Origin of the sequence: Pseudomonas sp. HD6422 (genome assembly GCF_025377065.1) — a bacterium.
Classification (GTDB): Bacteria; Pseudomonadota; Gammaproteobacteria; order Pseudomonadales; family Pseudomonadaceae; genus Aquipseudomonas; species Aquipseudomonas putida_U.
Map to the genome: position 1 here is coordinate 1 of NZ_JAHWIW010000041.1, position 17,022 is coordinate 17,022.

Annotated in this window: 11 protein-coding genes and 1 pseudogene; 9 read left to right on the plus strand and 3 right to left on the minus strand. The window is 51.6% G+C overall.

Annotation, left to right across the window (positions count from 1 at the left end; genetic code table 11):
- Positions 1-74 precede the first annotated feature (74 nt).
- From KY379_RS23400 to KY379_RS23410, 3 genes are all read right to left on the minus strand, one after another.
- The gene (locus KY379_RS23400) at positions 75-377 is read right to left on the minus strand and encodes a hypothetical protein (protein WP_261241568.1); all 303 of its coding nucleotides are present in this window, start codon (positions 375-377) and stop codon (positions 75-77) included.
- 223 nt (positions 378-600) lie between these two features.
- Entirely contained in the window at positions 601-1,527 is a 927-nt protein-coding gene (locus tag KY379_RS23405) for a GntR family transcriptional regulator (protein WP_261241567.1), read from the minus strand.
- Between the two features lie 177 nt (positions 1,528-1,704).
- Positions 1,705-3,024, minus strand: a complete 1,320-nt coding sequence (locus tag KY379_RS23410; protein ID WP_261241572.1) for a CitMHS family transporter — start codon at positions 3,022-3,024, stop codon at positions 1,705-1,707.
- 307 nt (positions 3,025-3,331) lie between these two features.
- Here KY379_RS23410 and KY379_RS23415 point away from each other — a divergent pair, with 307 nt between their 5' ends.
- The 9 genes and pseudogenes from KY379_RS23415 to KY379_RS23455 form a co-directional block, all read left to right on the plus strand.
- Positions 3,332-5,959, plus strand: coding sequence for an aconitate hydratase (locus KY379_RS23415; RefSeq protein WP_261241566.1), 2,628 nt, complete (start codon positions 3,332-3,334; stop codon positions 5,957-5,959).
- Entirely contained in the window at positions 5,959-7,107 is a 1,149-nt protein-coding gene (prpF, locus tag KY379_RS23420) for a 2-methylaconitate cis-trans isomerase PrpF (protein ID WP_261241565.1), read from the plus strand. The genes KY379_RS23415 and prpF overlap by 1 nt, the downstream gene beginning before the upstream one ends.
- 71 nt (positions 7,108-7,178) lie before the next feature.
- Positions 7,179-8,399 (plus strand): lactonase family protein, encoded by a 1,221-nt coding sequence (locus tag KY379_RS23425; RefSeq protein ID WP_261241564.1) that lies wholly within the window; start codon positions 7,179-7,181, stop codon positions 8,397-8,399.
- 774 nt (positions 8,400-9,173) lie between these two features.
- Positions 9,174-9,461: a helix-turn-helix domain-containing protein gene (locus tag KY379_RS23430; RefSeq protein WP_261241563.1), complete on the plus strand. Its 288-nt coding sequence runs from the start codon at positions 9,174-9,176 to the stop codon at positions 9,459-9,461.
- 578 nt (positions 9,462-10,039) lie between these two features.
- On the plus strand, positions 10,040-11,497 hold the full coding sequence (locus tag KY379_RS23435) for a tyrosine-type recombinase/integrase (protein ID WP_261241562.1): 1,458 nt from the start codon (positions 10,040-10,042) through the stop codon (positions 11,495-11,497).
- Between the two features lie 301 nt (positions 11,498-11,798).
- Entirely contained in the window at positions 11,799-13,442 is a 1,644-nt protein-coding gene (locus KY379_RS23440; protein WP_261261844.1) for a hypothetical protein, read from the plus strand.
- Entirely contained in the window at positions 13,439-15,451 is a 2,013-nt protein-coding gene (locus KY379_RS23445; protein WP_261241560.1) for a hypothetical protein, read from the plus strand. Before KY379_RS23440 ends, KY379_RS23445 begins: the two co-directional genes overlap by 4 nt.
- Positions 15,448-15,861, plus strand: coding sequence for a hypothetical protein (locus KY379_RS23450; RefSeq protein ID WP_261241559.1), 414 nt, complete (start codon positions 15,448-15,450; stop codon positions 15,859-15,861). The genes KY379_RS23445 and KY379_RS23450 overlap by 4 nt, the downstream gene beginning before the upstream one ends.
- A 109-nt stretch (positions 15,862-15,970) precedes the next feature.
- Positions 15,971-16,969, plus strand: a pseudogene (locus tag KY379_RS23455) (alkaline phosphatase family protein); the annotation flags it as partial.
- Positions 16,970-17,022: the final 53 nt, after the last annotated feature.

Consider the following 17,022-nt stretch of genomic DNA (forward strand, 5'->3'; position numbering starts at 1 on the left):
TGCAGCTGTCTCCAATAGAGTATGAGAAACGCTATTTCCTGAGCTTGGAGAGTGTCTAGGAAACCAGGGGCGATTCACTTAATAGGTACTCCACCAACAAAAAACGGAATTCGCTGAATTTCCATCTCACTCATTTCTCGCCAATCGCTACGCAAAATACCGTACTCAAGCTCAGCGCTTGCCATTGCCTCTTCTAACCCAAGCATCAAGTGGTCACCCTCAATCTGGAGCGCTTCGTAGTCCTCAAAGCGGATCTCAAGATATACCGGGTCATCGCCTTCGACTTCTAGAGCAAAAAGCACGAGTGAGGTGACGCAAGGCCGAAATTCGTTGAGCCTCCTTACATTCGCAAAAAAATAATTCGTAGGTTGTGACATCAGGTCGGTCGCCTTATCTACTGTGGGCTTTCCATTCCATAGGGCTGCTTTAGATCGATTTGCTCTGCCACTACTGGCAGCTTCTGGCCTTTATCAGCCCTCCGCAAAGGGCAGCTATGGGTCAATTCCTGCCAGTGAAGACGTACCCGTGGCTGATCACATCCGATGCAAATGGCTGGTCAAGTCGAACGCAAACAGATGATCAAATCGGTGTAATCACCCATCAAGCCGACTCAAATACAGCCTGAACAGGCGGCTCCACTGCCTCAAACAGTTCAGCTGCAACCTTGTGCCGTCGAGCTTGTTCAAGATGCTTTCGCATATGATCAGCCGCCGCGAGACGATCACCCTGCTCAAGGCAGGCAAGAATCGCGAGATGCTCGACTGCCTGCTCACGACGTGGGGAACGTTTGCTGGCCTGCCTGTACTCCACCAATCGGCGAAGCTGGTCGAGACGGCGAACCGCCTGGACGTGAAATCTGTTGCCAGAAAAACTGGCAAGCGTCTCGTGGAACTGAGCATTCGACTCGAACAACTCCTGAGGCGTCATGCTCAGATATCCGCCATCGGCAATGAACTGCTGCTGCTTTTTGCAGCGAGCCAGGGCATCCGGATCGATCATGAAGGTGGGGGCAAGCAGGCCTGCTGGCTCGATGATCGCCCGAAATGAATAGCTTTCTTCATAGGCCTCTACAGAGTCGATCATCGGCAGGAACTGCCAGCCCTGCCCTGCACGCTGCTCGATCCAGCCTTCCTGCTGGATGCGCATCAACACGCCTCGCAGCATATAGCGTGAAATATTGAATAAACGCATCAGGTCTGTTTCAGCAAATTGCTCAGGAATCTGCCGGTTCAGCCGCATGACCGCGATCTGCTGGTAGATCGGATCGTCGATGGAGAGCGACAGATCCTGAGCAATTTCGGCCAGATCATCATGGGACTTGGCCAAGAAAAAACCGCGGTTGCGGTCTTGGTTCAACATTCCTCGCTCAGCAAGGTAGTTCAAAGCAATCTTGATAGGTGTCCTTGACGTCTTCAAAGCCTTGGCCAGCCCTAACTCCGACACATGGTGCCCTGCGGCCAGTTGTTCTTGCCGAACATAGGCAACGATGTCGCGAGCTACGCGGGCTTGAAGAGGGGTCAGGTTCATATCACTTCCGAGCTTGGGTATTAGACTGCGGGACTCATCCATGAGAACAAGCCCGACAGCGTCTACATTATCCCTTTTGAAGTCCCATTTCCAAATGTGGCTCGATCTCAACTGCCAAGGGTGCATTGGCTTATGAGCCACAGTCAGAGCAATAGCTGCACTAGGCCAGCTACCGACTCAAGACGCAGAGTGATATAGCGGGAATGCCCCGAACATCACGCCACCTACCAACATGGCCATGCTCACCAGAAGCGCCCACTTCAACGAAAAGCGCTGGTGATCACCCAGGTCCACCTTGGCTAACGCCACCAGGAGGTAGAGCGAAGGTACCAATGGGCTGAGCAGGTGGACAGGCTGGCCAACCACCGATGCACGGGCGATCTCCAAGTGAGAGATTCCGTAGGTGGCGGCGGTCTGAGCAATCACAGGCAAGATGCCGAAGTAGAAGGCATCGTTGGACATGAAGAATGTGAAAGGAATGCTGACCAGTGCAGTGAACACCGCCAGGTATGGGCCAAACGCATCTGGAATGACTGCTAACAAACCCTTCGCCATCGCATCGACCATACCGGTACCCGAAAGGATGCCGGTGAAGATACCTGCGGCGAAAATGACCGAGGTCACGGCGAGAACGTTGCCCGCGTGAGCTGAAATACGCTCTTTCTGCTGTTCCAGGTGCGGATAGTTGATCATCACTGCAATGGCGAAGCAGACCATGAACAACACCTGAATCGGCATAATGCCTGCCATCAACACGCCAATCATCGCTGCAGTGAGCAGCAGGTTGGGCCAGAACATGTGCGGGCGACGATTACGGTCGCACTCCTCGTGTGAGCCATTACCCAACGCGATGGAACCGTTGTGGAAGTCATCCACGGCAATCACTCCCAGGCGAGCACGCTCACGCCGGCCCAGCAGAATTGCGATGAAGAGCAAGCAGGCGCAGCCCAGCAGCATCGATGGCACCATCGGCAGGAAGATATCCATAGCGTCGACATGTAGCGCAGCCGCAGCGCGGGCAGTAGGGCCTCCCCACGGGGAGATGTTCATGATGCCGTTTGCGATGTTGACCACACAGGTCAATCCAAGAACGCTCATACCCAGGCGCCGATAAAGCGGCAGGAACGCGGCGACCACAATCATGTAGGTGGTTGAACTGTCGCCATCCAGGGACACGAGCATAGTCAGAATCGTGGTTCCAACCAAAACCTTCAGCGGATCCCCCCTCACGATCTTCAGGATGCAGCGCACCAATGAATCGAACAGACCCGCGTCGATCATGATGCCGAAGTAGAGGATCGAGAAAGTCAGCATGACCCCAGTCGGCGCCAGAGTCTTGATGCCGTCGAGCATCATTGTGCCCAGGCCGGCATAGAAGCCACCCATCAGGGCAAACACGATAGGTACCACGATCAGCGCAACCAGAGCGGTCAGCCGCTTGGTCATGATCAGGTACATAAAACAGGTGACCATCGAAAAGCCAAGCACGGTCAGCAGCATAGCGCTCTCCTTATTGTTTTAGTGCCGTGAAGCTGAGCTTTAGCGGTAAGAGAGGGAAGGTGCGGACTGGAGCCGGGCGGACTCAAGGGTGGCCTTATTGAATATCATATTGATTTTCCTCGTTTTTTTATCTTTGTTCGGGAACATCTGTTTTGGGATTGATGGGTAGTCAAACGACCTCACCTCAGACTTCGAGGTGCGCACTCGATTAACAGCCGGGGTCAAACCACTGAAGACAAATTGACTCAAGTTTAGAGAAAGAGCAATATCGCCTCACAAAAAACACGCCTGTGAGGTCCCCGGCATGAGCAAGCACATTGGCCAACCCTTGGCCGTCAATGGTCGCAACTACCGCGTCTGCAACGTATCGGAAGCCGTAAAAGCAATAGGCGGCGACTTTAGCCGCCTGCCAATGAGCCTCCGAATCCTCGCTGAGAACGTCCTGCGTACCGAGGCAGAGCCGAACCAAGCGCTTAAGGTAATTTGCACTCGCTCTAAAAACAGCGACATCCCTTTCCGCCCCGCTCGTGTGGTTCTTCAGGACCTGCTCGGCACCCCTGCCCTGGTAGACCTGGCCGGCCTGCGTGACGCAGTAGCAAAAGCAGGCGGCGATCCACGCCAGGTAAACCCGGTCACCCCGACTCACCTCGTCGTGGACCACTCGCTGAACGTAGAGCGTTGGGGTGATGCCAGTGCACTGGCCGATAACGAAGCCATCGAGCGCGAGCGCAATGCCGAACGCTTTGCATTCCTGGACTGGTGCAACAAGGCCTTCAACAACCTTTCGATCGTGCCTTCGGGTAACGGCATCCTTCACCAGATCAACCTGGAGCGCCTGACCACCGTCATCGGCACTCGTGAAGTTGAAGGTGATCTGTGGGCCTTCCCTGACACGCTAGTCGGCACTGACAGCCACACCACCATGATCAACGGCATTGGCGTCCTGGGCTGGGGTGTTGGTGGTATCGAGGCTGAAGCCGCAATGCTGGGCAAAGCCCTGATGATGCGGGTTCCAGAAATCGTCGGAGTCCGGCTGGAAGGCGCCCCACCCTCGGGCTATGTTGCTACCGACATCGCGCTTGCCTTGACCGAAAGCCTGCGCAAAGCCGGTGTAATCGGCAGCGTGCTGGAATTCCATGGCCCAGGCGTTGCCGCCCTGTCCTTGGCGGACCGTGGCACCCTGTCCAACATGGCCCCTGAGTTCGGCGCTACCGCAGCAATGTTCGCGATCGACGATCGCACCCTGCACTACCTGAGACTCAGCGGTCGCGGTGGTGAGATTGCCGAGTTGACCGAGGCTTATGCCAAACATCAAGGCCTGTGGCATGACAGCCTGGAGTCGGCCGAGTACGACCGTGTCGTTACCCTCGACCTGAGCACCGTTGGCCGTGCGATTGCTGGCCCGAAACAACCACACCAGCGCATCGTGCTGGGTAAAGGCGAAGCAGCGAAAGACATCCCTACTGGCCTGGATAACGGCTCGGTCGTGATTGCCGCCATCACCAGCTGCACCAACACCTCGAACCCTCGTGGCGTGATCGCTGCGGCCCTGGTCGCCCGCAATGCACTCAAGCGCGGTCTGCGTCGTGCTCCATGGGTCAAGACTTCCTTCGCACCCGGCTCCAAGGTGGTCGCCGACTACTTGGACCGTGCAGGTCTGAACGTGGACCTCGACAACATGGGCTTCAACGTTGTTGGCTACGGCTGCACCACCTGCAACGGCATGTCTGGCCCTCTGCTCAGCAAAGAGATCGAGGACGAAATCCGCACTCGCAAGCTGGAGACCGTTGCAGCTACCTCCGGTAACCGCAACTTCGAAGGTCGCGTACACCCGCTGGCTCGTGAAGTGTTCATCATGTCCCCTCCCCTGATCGTGGCGTACGCGATCGCTGGTACCTACCGCATCGACCCGCAAGTGGATGCGCTCGGCACCGACACCGAAGGCAAGCCGGTTTACCTGAGCGAGCTGTGGCCTTCGGATCAAGAGCTGGACGAAATCGAGAAGAAAGCACTGTCGGCCGACCTGTTCGACAAGGCCTACAGCTCGGTACCTCGCGAAGCGGGCGTCATCGCCTCTGACCTGCGCGCCGGCGTTACCGATCAGTACGCCTGGGACCAGACCAGCACTTACATCCGCAAACCGCCGTACTGGAGTGATGAGCTGACTGCTACCGCCCCTCAACGCGACCTGAAAGACATGCGCGTTCTGGTGATGCTGTCGGACAACATTACTACCGACCACATCTCGCCGTCGGGCGCCATCCTGCCGGACAGCGATGCAGGTTCGTACCTGAAAGGTCACGGCATTGGTGTTGATGACTTCAACTCCTACGGCACTCGTCGCGGCAACCACGAAGCCGCGCAGCGTGCCACCTTCGCAAGCCCTCGCCTGAAAAACGAGCTGATGACCGACGGCCGCGAAGGCCCTTGGACGCTGCTGCTGCCGGAAAACCGCGTGAGCACTGTGTTCGAAGCCGCACAAGCCTACGCCGATCGCAAACAACCGCTGATCGTAGTGGCTGGCAAGGAGTACGGCAGTGGTTCGTCGCGTGACTGGGCAGCTAAAGGCCCTCGCCTGCTGGGTGTACGCGTTGTCGTGGCCGAGAGCTTCGAGCGCATCCACCGCACCAACCTGGCTGGCCTGGGCATCCTCCCGCTGCAGTTCCCGGAAGGTGTAACTCGCAAGACGCTGGGCCTGACCGGTCACGAGAAGTTCTCGGTGGAAGGCATCAACGACAACTTTGCTCCTGGCGACAAGCTGCAACTCGTCATTGAGCGTGCTGATGGCACCACTGAAAACGTGACCGTCACCAGCCGTCTGGATACGCACGAAGACGTGCGCTACTTCCGCCGCGGCGGCCTGTTGCCGCAGTTGCTGGTGGAGAGCATGGACAAGGCTGCAAAAGCGAAGCAACTGGAAGGAGCAGTGTAATGACTCAAGTTCGAATCCCTGCCGTATTCATGCGCGGTGGCACCAGTAAAGGCGTCTTTTTTCTTGAACAAGATGTTCCGGCTGCGGGCCCCGAGCGTGATGCACTGATGCTCCGCGTCATTGGTAGCCCGGATCCTTATGGCAAGCAGATCGACGGCATGGGCGCTGCCACTTCCAGCTCCAGCAAGGTCGTCATCATTGGTAAATCGGGTCGTACCGATTGCGATGTCGACTACCTGTTCGGTGCTCCGGCAATCGAAAACCCAGTGGTCGACTGGTCCGGCAACTGCGGCAATCTGAGCGCAGCCGTTGGCCCATTCGCCATTCGCCAAGGGCTCGTCGATGCACCTCGTGACGGCATCGCCACCATCCGCATCTGGCAGGCCAATATTCAGAAACGCATCATCGCCCATGTCCCGATGAAGGATGGCGAGGTCGTTGAGGAAGGTGATTTCGTGCTGGATGGTGTCGCCTTCCCTGCTGCCGAAATCGTAGTGGAATTCCTTCAGCCTGGCGGCTCGGGCGGCAGCATTTTGCCAACCGGCAATGTCGTGGATGAACTGGATATACCTGGCTTCCCAGGTTTGCCGGCAACGCTGCTCAACGCCGGCAACCCGACGATCTTCGTCGACGCCCAGCGCGTTGGCCTGACCGGGACCGAGACCCAAGACCAGGTCAACGGCAACGCAGAACTGCTGCAGTCGCTGGAAACCATCCGCGCACACTGCACCGTGGCCATGGGCCTCGCGGCTACCGCCGAGGAAGCAACGCGCCTTCGCCCACACACACCGAAGCTCTGCCTGGTAGCTCCGCCGCAAACCTACGGCGCTGCCGGCGGCAAGACGGTCGAAGCGGCCGAGATCGATGTGATCGCTCGCATCCTCTCCATGGGCAAATTGCACCACGCAATTACAGGCACAGGCGCTGTTGCCGTTGCCGTGGCAGCCGCCCTGGAAGGCACGCTGGTCAACCATATCGTCGGCGATATCGGTGAACGCCAAGTCAATATGGGCCACACCGCCGGCACCGTTGCCGTAGGCGCGCAGACCACCCAAGTCGATGGCAACTGGATTGTGGACAAGGCAGTCATGAGCCGAAGCGCTCGTCGCCTGATGGAAGGCTGGGTTCTCGTACCTTCGAAGTACTGATTGCTCAACTACCGCCGACCTCCGAAGGTCGGCGGTACTCATCACAACAAAAACAACGATGAGATTTTGCTATGTGCCCATCACCGTTCTCACCCGCCATTACTCGACGCACGCTGCTCTCTTCTACTTCCATCGTCGCTGCGGCAACCATTCTGGGCCTCGGCGCGGGAGCGGCAGATGCCAAATCAGGACCTGAGAAGAACTCTATGCAGCCTGCCAACTCGAACAAAACCCAAATTGTCTATGTGGGTTCCAGAACCACTCGCGAGCGAAACGCTCGCGGTGCAGGCATTACGGTTTATCGACATGACCCGCAGACAGGTCGCTCCGAACTGGTTCAAACCGTCGGCGATCTGATCAATCCATCCTTCCTGTGTCTCAACCAAACCCAGAGCCTGTTGTTCTGCGTGCATGGCGACCAGTCCATTGTCAGCTCATTCCAAATTGAGCCAGCCAGCGGAACGCTCACCAAGGTGAGCTCCGTTAGTTGCGAAGGGAGCAATCCCGTCCACCTTACCGTGGACAAAAGCAACAAATTCCTCGCTGTGGCCAACTATGCCACCGGCAGCATTGTCATTCTGCCGTTTGATAAAACTGGACACCTGCAACCCGTCATCAGCAAATACGACCTCCCGGGCAATCCTGGCCCGCACAAGATCGAGCAGACGAGCTCCCACCCCCACATGATCCCACTCGATCCATCGGGACGCTTCCTGGTGGTTCCGGACAAAGGGCTGGACAAGGTCTTCGTGTTCGATCTGAAGCAGGACGGCATCGCGCTGAAGCCTGAACTGGCTCATGAAATCAAAGCCCGTGAAGGTGCCGGCCCTCGGCATGTGGTGTTTTCTCCGACCGGTTCTTTTGCCTACGTGGTGAACGAGCTGGATAGCACGATCACTAGCTACCGCTACAACCAGAAGGACGGCTCCCTGGTTCCATTCCAGATGGTTCCAGCACTGCCTCAGGACTTCGTTGGCGATAGCCGTGCAGCAGCATTGGTCATGGCACCGAATGGAGAACATTTGTTCTCTTCCAACCGGGGGCATGACAGCGTGACCATTTATTCGGTGGATCAGCCTACCGGCAAGATCAACCCGATCGGCAACGTACCTAGCCAAGGCAAGAAGCCACGCTTCATGACGGCATCTCCTAACGGGCGGTTCCTGTTCGTCGCTAACGAAGACAGCGACAACATCAAGACCTTCTCCATTAGCCCGAAAGGCGAACTGGCTTTGCTGGAGCATCAGATCGAGACCGGCAGCCCGGTCTGCATGATTTTCCGCACCGCTTGAACATCTTTTTCCTGATCTTGGCGTGCCGGGAGTCACGCCTACCCTGTCAGAAACCCTATTAGCTTGGTGGCCAGTGGAGCTGAGTTAGAGGACGGTGCCGCTGAATAACCCATTTCGCCGGAAAGCTGCTCCGAGATCGTCAAGTTTAATGCCTGCTAGCATGGCAATCCGCGTTCTACGCCAAGGAAAGCGAGTGGCCGCCATGCTCGCGAAAGCTAATCACATACCAATTATTGTGTTTTTTTGAGATGTACTGCGGCATCGAATAGCACTTGCAGCAAGGTAGCGCCTTCCAAGACCCGGGGGCCGCCGGATGTGTAGAGCCGTCCGCTGCTCACTTCAAAGCACTCGCAGACACTGGCTAAGGCCGGCGACTCAAGAAGAGTGATTCTGCGAAGAGGCTCCATCTGCCACCGATCAGTCCCATTCATGCGGGCTGGAGTAACGATTTGGACCTGCTGAATACACCAATTTGGGGTTTCGCAATCAACCATGGCAGCGATGTCCTTCGCGCATGGGAGCATCAGCATCGAGAGGTCTGTGTCGGTCGATCCGGGTCGTAGCACCTGGACGTAGAACCACGGACACATCAGTTCCTGCTCAACGTAGCGCCAGATCTGAGTTCCTCTATAGCGAGGATCTCCCATGCATGAGAACTCAACCTCGGCGCTTCGATAGGTAGTAAACATTAGGCCACCCCCCAAAATGAACACTATAGATTGTAGCCCTATAGGACGCAAAAAGGCTTGATCGTTCCTTTTGTGGGTGTGCACATTGGAACTGAATACTGCATTTGGGTTGGTGCTGCAGAAGGTGCGGAAGCACAAGGGCCTCACCCAGGAAGATTTCTCGAACGTGAGCAGTCGAACCTACCTCAGTACACTTGAGCGGGGCCTCAAAAGCCCGACGATCGAGAAGGTGGCGCAGCTTGCCGGAGTGCTCGACGTCCATCCGGCCACACTCATGCTGGCGACTTTCATCAAGCAGAATGAACTGACAGATTCGCCAAGCCTCAACCAAAGAATTCAGGAGGAACTCAATCAGTTAGGCATTGGCTCGTAGTGATGAGTCTGATTGCGAAAAGCTCTTCACGATTGATGCATGAGAGCCCCTAGCCGTAAGCCCTTGTCTTACGCTCAGCGGCACCCATAAAAGCCGCAATCAATCGTAAACCTTAAATCTATAGCTAAAAGCTATTTGCAGCCTTGCAAACTGAATGGTTAATCTGGAGCGCAATTACACGTAAGGCGGCTCCCGTTAAGAGGACCTAGACGACCTTACTTTCCATTATGCTTCATGGAGAGTAGGTATGTCTTTGCCAGATTATCTATCAAAAAATTTCGCCCCGGTAGTTCTTCCCCACCAAACCCCAAAGCCTCGGACAGAGTCTTATTCTTTCCGACGCGCTAACAACCTCACCCCAAGCCGCCTGGAAAGCCGGGGTGTTGGCAAAGATAATTTCCATCCTTCTTTATACCCCTACGCTCAGCATCAAAGCCTTTCCTTCCGGCAATACTATATTTTCACCACTGAAGTTACTCCAATCAGCTTCAAATCATCTCCAGCGATAATTATTCCTTGCCTTTCTAGTCCACCAAATTTATTCGTTAGCTTTTAATCGAACAAATAAGGTGATGACTATGCCACGCAGACAGCTTAATAAATTTAGCGCTAGGGAATACTACGACTCTAAAGCCCGACGTATTCTTGTCCGCGAATTCCGCCTTCATAACATTGAATACCATCACACTCCAACCCCGAGCGATTCGAATGGCGAAGTCAACTACACATTTACAAGTGATCGCGATCAACACTTCCCAAACTTCCCTATACTAATTCAAAGCAACGGAACACCATGGGAAATCAGCACGCTCTATTTACTTGCTAAAATAAAAAATGATGGCTGTTACGAGCCTCGGACTATAAGAGGCATTGCAGACCACTTACTGGATTACCTCCGTTTTCTTGAGGACGAAGGGCTATCCTTTCTCCACCTTCCGCCCAATGACCGTCTAAAAGTCACCTTTCGCTATCGAGAAAGACTGGTTGAACAGATGTCTTTGGGACTCGCAACGAGTACAGCAAAAGCACGAATTAATACAATAGTTAACTTTTATCGAAGAATAATTAAATGGAAAATCATAAACAAGAAGCAAATAGAAAATCCACCATTCGAAGACATACTTAAAACCGTTAGCACCACTTCAGAACACGGCTTAATCAGTAACGTAGCGATAGCATCGCATAACTTAACAATAAAAAAACCAAAGAAACAAAAACACCCTGAACTTATTTGCGACGGAGGAGATCTGCGCCCACTAACAACCGAAGAGCAAGAAATAGTTCTTAAATCTTTAGCAGGCTCTTCTCGAGAGTATCAACTTATGTTTTATCTCGCTTTGTTCACGGGCGCACGAATTCAGACCGTATGCACTTTACGAATTAAAGATATTCAAATGCGCTTGGATCAACATGGAAATTTAATGCTCCCGATTGGCGGCGGGACGGATATTGATACAAAGTACGACAAAACCATGACCTTACTCATACCCGGATGGCTTGTTGAGGACATGAAGATTTACTCCCTAAGCCAAGAAGCAAAAAAACGAAGAAGTCGTTCATTCTATGGGGACAGCGATAACAACTACATATTCCTAAGTAAAAACGGGATTCCATACTACACGAGCAAACGAGAAATAATCGATAGGCGTCACAGGGAAAGCTCAACAAGTAAGAGCATTGAACTTAAGCAAAACAAAGTACTTTTGCAGGACGGCTCAGCGCTACGACAGCATATACATAGCATTTTACTTCCTCGAATCCATCTGAACAACCCCACGTTCCAAGGCTTTAGGTTCCATGATCTACGCGCATCATTCGGCATGAATTTACTTGAGCGCCAGCTTATTCATTCAGGAGATAAAAAAATCACCGCCATCTTAGAAGAGGTACAACAGCGAATGGGGCACTCCAGCATAGAGACGACGCTGAAATACCTTAACTACAAATCAAGACTGGAATGGCGAAAAAATATCCAGCACGAATTCGAGAGCAGTCTTTTTAAATACGTAAACACCTCTAACGGAAAAACCTCCTAGCATGGAATACGTGCACCGACCAATCACTTTCATAAACTCGAAAGAGACTGAAGTTGATCTAATTAACCCTCATTTTGCTGTGCTAGTTTTCAGCACCCCGGGATCAAGAAACTTCTTGGATGTTGGTTCCTTTAGCTACAGAAGAAGAAGCAAAATCTCCGCTAAAAAAAATGGACGCATGGTTGACATTAGCTCGATGGACCACAGTAGAAATGTGTACATCAGAAATTTAATTGGACATCTAAGAAAGCGACACTCCAAGAGTACTGCATGTAGCACATTCGCAGCAATCAACTGCTTCATGGAGTGGATCGATTCGGAAAAAGAGATATATGCGTTCGACAAGAAAACTGACATGATAAAGGCATACAGGAACTATACGATCCATTTACTACATAGGATGCATATATCATCCATCAATGGAAAGCCATTAAAAAGAACTAGCGCTTCCCCCTTACAAGCACATGCCAGGCTGGCCATAAGGCTCGCTACAGGGCTCAGCGAACCTGAGATTAGGGCCAGCACCACATACATCAAACTTCGATCTAATGGCGAAAACTTAGTCAATTCTGACTTACCTGGGACCGATGCACAGGCCAGAACATTTGCAGCATTGATGAAGTATATTGAAGAGGCTCATCGAATATTAGTAGATGGCGGAGAGCTCCCAATGAAGCTGACATCTCCGAATGACGCGCCTTATTACTTTTATTCTTTGAATTGCGCAAAAAAACACCCAGTAGCTTCATCATTCAGTCCCACATCAATGCTAATCCATTCACCGACTTTCCCCAGTTGGCAGGAAATGCTAAATCACTTTAACGCAAGCAGCGACAGCAACACTCTTAGAAATGAAAGAAATACATACGATTTATCTCGCAAGCGTTTTCATTATAACAACAACAACTCTCGCACACCCCTTAGGCGCCAAATTGGTAACCATGCCATTACCGCAGGCTTAATGGCATTTATAGCAGCAACATCCTGCAACTTAAGTGTGGCCACTCATTTAATTTCAGATACGCTAGAAGTTGTTCCAAGCACTCAAGGAAATCGCTTTTCCGGCACGAAAGGTAGAGCCAATGGAAAAGAGGTTTACCCGGAATTTGGCGCACAGTTCGCTCCATTTTTTAAAAAGTTACTAGAGTTAAGATTGTGGGTGCTAAACGGAAAGGACAGCGACCTAATCTTCCCTATTGCAACCAAAGATAATGAAGTTACCAGAGTATTTAACCACACCATTTGGTCTTTAAAATTACATCTTGCGAAGGTCTTGCCGAAAACGACTTGGGTTACCGCATCTCAATGGCGGAAAAATGTTAGCTATCAGTATATAAAGCTAAGCGATGGTGATTTAGCGCTAACGGCAGAAAAGCTAAACAATAATGTGTCTACAATTAAGAAAAACTATGGCAGACCCGCGCTAGAGGACTTCGCAGATGAGATGACTGCTTTTTTTGAATCCGTACACCAAGCAGCAATAGATCGTACGCGACTAATGAAAAACATCCCGGTGAAACTGATTGATGAAAGGAACAATGAGAAGAACACGTCTATAGGATCATGTGAAAACACAGATAAAGCCTCCCCTAGACGAGCAGAGGGTTTCAGTGAAGGCTCACCCACCCCATCATGTCGCGATCCGGAAAGCTGCCTTTTTTGCACATTTTACGCCGTTCACGCAGATCACGAAGATATCCGCCGGTTGCTGTCACTGTACTTTCTAATCGAGTCATCCAAGACTGGCATACCATATGAGCAGTGGGATAATAAATTCAGCCCTATCTTGCATCGTATAAACGAAGTTTTGTCAGCAATCACTGAAAACGGAAAAGCCAGCGACCGGCTAATCCATGAAATTCGAGAAGAAGTAAAGCTTGGTGCACTTGACCCGTTCTGGGCTATCCACGTCGATGCCCTTATAATTGCCGGAGTAATTGCATGAGTTCTGCTTCTATCCCTACAGGTCACTGGCATGACGAGCAGATACCAGATTACCTACTCAACAGTGAGAACCCCTCTGAGCAGCTTTCTTATTTTGTTGTCTCAAAAGCCGTTGATAATTCAATAGTCTCCCGCTATAGAGACGAATCCTGGAATATGAAAATGTATGACCCAAGCGGCAAATGCATTTTCAATTTTTCAAATTGGCATAACAAAGAGAACATGGCATTGATTAATCACATTTCAAATGAAATGAAACTAATACAGTTCGCTCGTCTATTTTCACACCCAACGCCGCGCAAACCCCGATCACTTAAAATGACATCACTAATAGCACTAGCCAAGCTAGCCCTAAAAAATGGTTTATCGATAAGCGATCTTCTGGGACCGGAAAACAGCATCAAACTCGTGCTTCCCGGCTACGCATCTTTAAAAAAGAATCCGATGCGCGACAGCCTTTATTTTTACAAAGAGTTATTTAACATCAATCTGCTTAACCCACAATTCAAACTATGCATATCCGACTACTCAACCATTCAGAAAATGCAAGCAATTTTTGACAAATTCCCAAAACCTCAGAAAGACCAAAATCAACAAACAAAACTAATACCATCACGCATTTATGCAGCGTTAATAATGGCGCTCAGCATTGAACTTGACGAGTTCAACGAAAACGCCGAGGCAATATGCAAACTATTCAGAGAGAAAAAGGATAACCACCTTTTCGCCCTACCAATTGACAAAGCACATCAATACAAAGCCTCCATACCATGGCACGACGCGGTCGAAAAGCTCAACCTTTCAAGGCTATTCAATAAGCAATCAATTTTACACTGGAAACACCTGATGTATTACATCAACGAAATTCAAACTGCCGCGCAATATTGGCTGCATTTGTTTTCAGGTATGCGCTCGAATGAAGCACGGCACCTTCCTTCAAACACATACCAAACAATAAATATCAATGGTAGACCAGTTAGCATACTACGAGGCTACACATCAAAATTTTCAGGTGGCAATCACTCTGAGACTTTTTGGGTCACTGCACAAATTGCAGAAAAGGGTGTAATAGCAGCTCAGAGCATTGGAACAATTTGCGCCATTCGACACAACTATGACAAATCAGAGCCGAGTCAGTACCCACTCTTTCCACAATTGATAGCACCGCAACCAGAAACAAAGACTCATCAAGTTTTTGATGGCGCACCACTACCGCCCTCATTTCAAAAACAGAGGCTTGATCGATTATTACATCGATGGCCCGCGCTTAGAATCCAAGAAGTAGACATAGAGGAACTAGAAAGATTTGACGCTTTTAAAGATTGGCGCAATGATCCATCTATCAAAGTTGGCAGCACTTGGCCTTTAACCACTCATCAGTGTAGACGTTCGCTAGCCGTATATAGCGCACGCTCGGGGCTAGTCTCACTTGGCACAATTGCCCTTCAATTCAAACAACTTACAGACATTATGGCATCGTATTATCGGAAAGGTAGTGCACTTGCGATAAACTTCATTAAGACAGATGATGCCAGGAATTGGCTGAACGAATTAGAGCATGAGCGCCGCATGGCACAATATCACAACTATGAATTAGATGTAATTAAAACAACAAGCCGACTCTGGGGTGGCGAAGGTAACAGAATTCAAATAGCCCGAAACAAAGGAAAGCCGCTAATTATTACAACCGATCGCGACGAGACAAGACGAAAATTTGCGAAAGGAGAAATGGTTTACAAAGATGGACCAATAGGGGGATGCACAAACTTAGAAGCCTGCAACAAAATATCCTTCACCAGGGTCACAGCTTGCATACTATGCGAGAAATCTATTCTCGATGATAACAGCAGCTTAAATAAAATTAATCGAGCCGTCAGAAAACTAAGGCGTGAACAAGACTTATTCGCCCCAGACTCTCCTTTCAGAATTCAGATCGAATCAGAAATAAAGATGATTCACAAGGAGCTTGACAAGCGAGGTTTACTTTTCAAAATGGAAGCAATGCAATGAACGCCATAGACAATTACCGCGCCGCACTGCAACGACTAGTTAACAATAGCACACGGATTGTACAAGCACCTTATTTAATTAACAAGGACACAGTTGCTCTAGAGGCTGGCCGGAAACGAGGATCAATAAAAAAAGGCCGACAAGCGCACAGAGCCCTTATTGAAGAAATAGAAGCCGCATCAACAATAATTAGTGCCTGCGAGCCTGTCACCCCGACTGTATCCCATGAACGCAACATTGCACGCAGGGAATATCAGAAAAAAACTTCTGAATTAAAAGCAGATTACGAATTAGCACTACAGAAAATTGTTTCACTCATCCAAGAGAACCATAATTTAAGGCTTCAAATCGAAGAGCTCACGCCCGAAAAGCATTGCTTAAATGTCTATCCACTCACTCGCAATTCTTAGACTTATGTCAACGCCATGTTGAAGTATCGTGATCCACCATTAGCTATGGACAGCCCCAGATGAAATGTCCATATATGCTTTGTCCATATGGACATTCAGAAACACCCGAGAAGCTCCGATAATTCGTGGCTTCCGTCATGTCCATAGCTATGCTGTTTACGACTACAACGACCATGACATCCCCGATGACTGGAATCTTTCGGCGCAGTGGGAAGAAACCGCCTACGGCCACCCGTTTTCGCGGCGTATCATCGGCAACGCCCTGCTCGGCTATCTGCTGTGCCAGGCCTGGGGCAACGATCCAGACAGCTGCCAGCCACTGGTGCAGCGCTACCAAGCGCTGGCGGCGGCGCCCCTGGGCCGTGACGAACAGGATGCACTGATCGATGACCTGCTCGGCTTCCAGGGCTGGCAGTTCAGTTTACCGACGCAACCGCCGCTCCTGGTGCTCGATACCCGTACCCGCCGCTGGCGCAGTGAAAGCGATCTGGCAAAGCCTTCTGGACTGCTGGACTGGGAAGCGCTGACCGAACTGCAACATTCGCTGCTCGACCACCCTTCGGCGGTGATCGTATCCCCGGCGCCGATCTTCGGGGTCAAGCTGATCGAAACGGTACAGCGGGTGTTCAGCTGGCTTGGCTATCCATTGCTGGTGGATGCGGAAAACTGGATGGCGCATCGCGGCGCGGCGCAGGTCATTCTCAACATCTTCCGCCATTCGCGCACCCCAGGGCACTACGTGATTCTGTCCGGGGACGTGCACTATTCGTTCGTCTACGAAGTGCTGATCCGTCACCGGCAACGTAACCCGCACCTCTGGCAGGTGACCAGCAGCGGGATCAAGAACGAGTTTCCCCGGCGCCTGTTGGATGTGCTGGACCGCTTGAACCGCTGGCTGTACTCGCCGCGCTCACCGTTGAACTGGTTCACCAAGCGCAGACAGATGGAGGTGGTGCCGAGAACACCGAGCCATCGCCAGGCAGGCGAACGTCTGTGGAACAGTGCGGGGTTGGGACAGGTGTTTTTCGATGAGCAAGGGCGACCAGCGCGGGTGTATCAGCTGAATGCGGATGGGCGGGAGGTGACGGAGTTCGTGAAGCCGGAGTGATTCGGCGGGATGTGTCGGGTATTTTCTGGCCTCTTCGCGGCGGTTCGGCGCGA

What these genes read in the sequence shown, in the direction of transcription:
- KY379_RS23400 (WP_261241568.1), bottom strand. Translation starts at nt 377, where the DNA reads ATGTCACAACCTACGAATTATTTTTTTGCGAATGTAAGGAGGCTCAAC.
- KY379_RS23405 (WP_261241567.1), bottom strand. Translation starts at nt 1,527, where the DNA reads ATGAACCTGACCCCTCTTCAAGCCCGCGTAGCTCGCGACATCGTTGCC.
- KY379_RS23415 (WP_261241566.1), top strand. Translation starts at nt 3,332, where the DNA reads ATGAGCAAGCACATTGGCCAACCCTTGGCCGTCAATGGTCGCAACTAC.
- prpF (WP_261241565.1), top strand. Translation starts at nt 5,959, where the DNA reads ATGACTCAAGTTCGAATCCCTGCCGTATTCATGCGCGGTGGCACCAGT.
- KY379_RS23425 (WP_261241564.1), top strand. Translation starts at nt 7,179, where the DNA reads ATGTGCCCATCACCGTTCTCACCCGCCATTACTCGACGCACGCTGCTC.
- KY379_RS23435 (WP_261241562.1), top strand. Translation starts at nt 10,040, where the DNA reads ATGCCACGCAGACAGCTTAATAAATTTAGCGCTAGGGAATACTACGAC.
- KY379_RS23440 (WP_261261844.1), top strand. Translation starts at nt 11,799, where the DNA reads ATGGAGTGGATCGATTCGGAAAAAGAGATATATGCGTTCGACAAGAAA.
- KY379_RS23445 (WP_261241560.1), top strand. Translation starts at nt 13,439, where the DNA reads ATGAGTTCTGCTTCTATCCCTACAGGTCACTGGCATGACGAGCAGATA.
- KY379_RS23450 (WP_261241559.1), top strand. Translation starts at nt 15,448, where the DNA reads ATGAACGCCATAGACAATTACCGCGCCGCACTGCAACGACTAGTTAAC.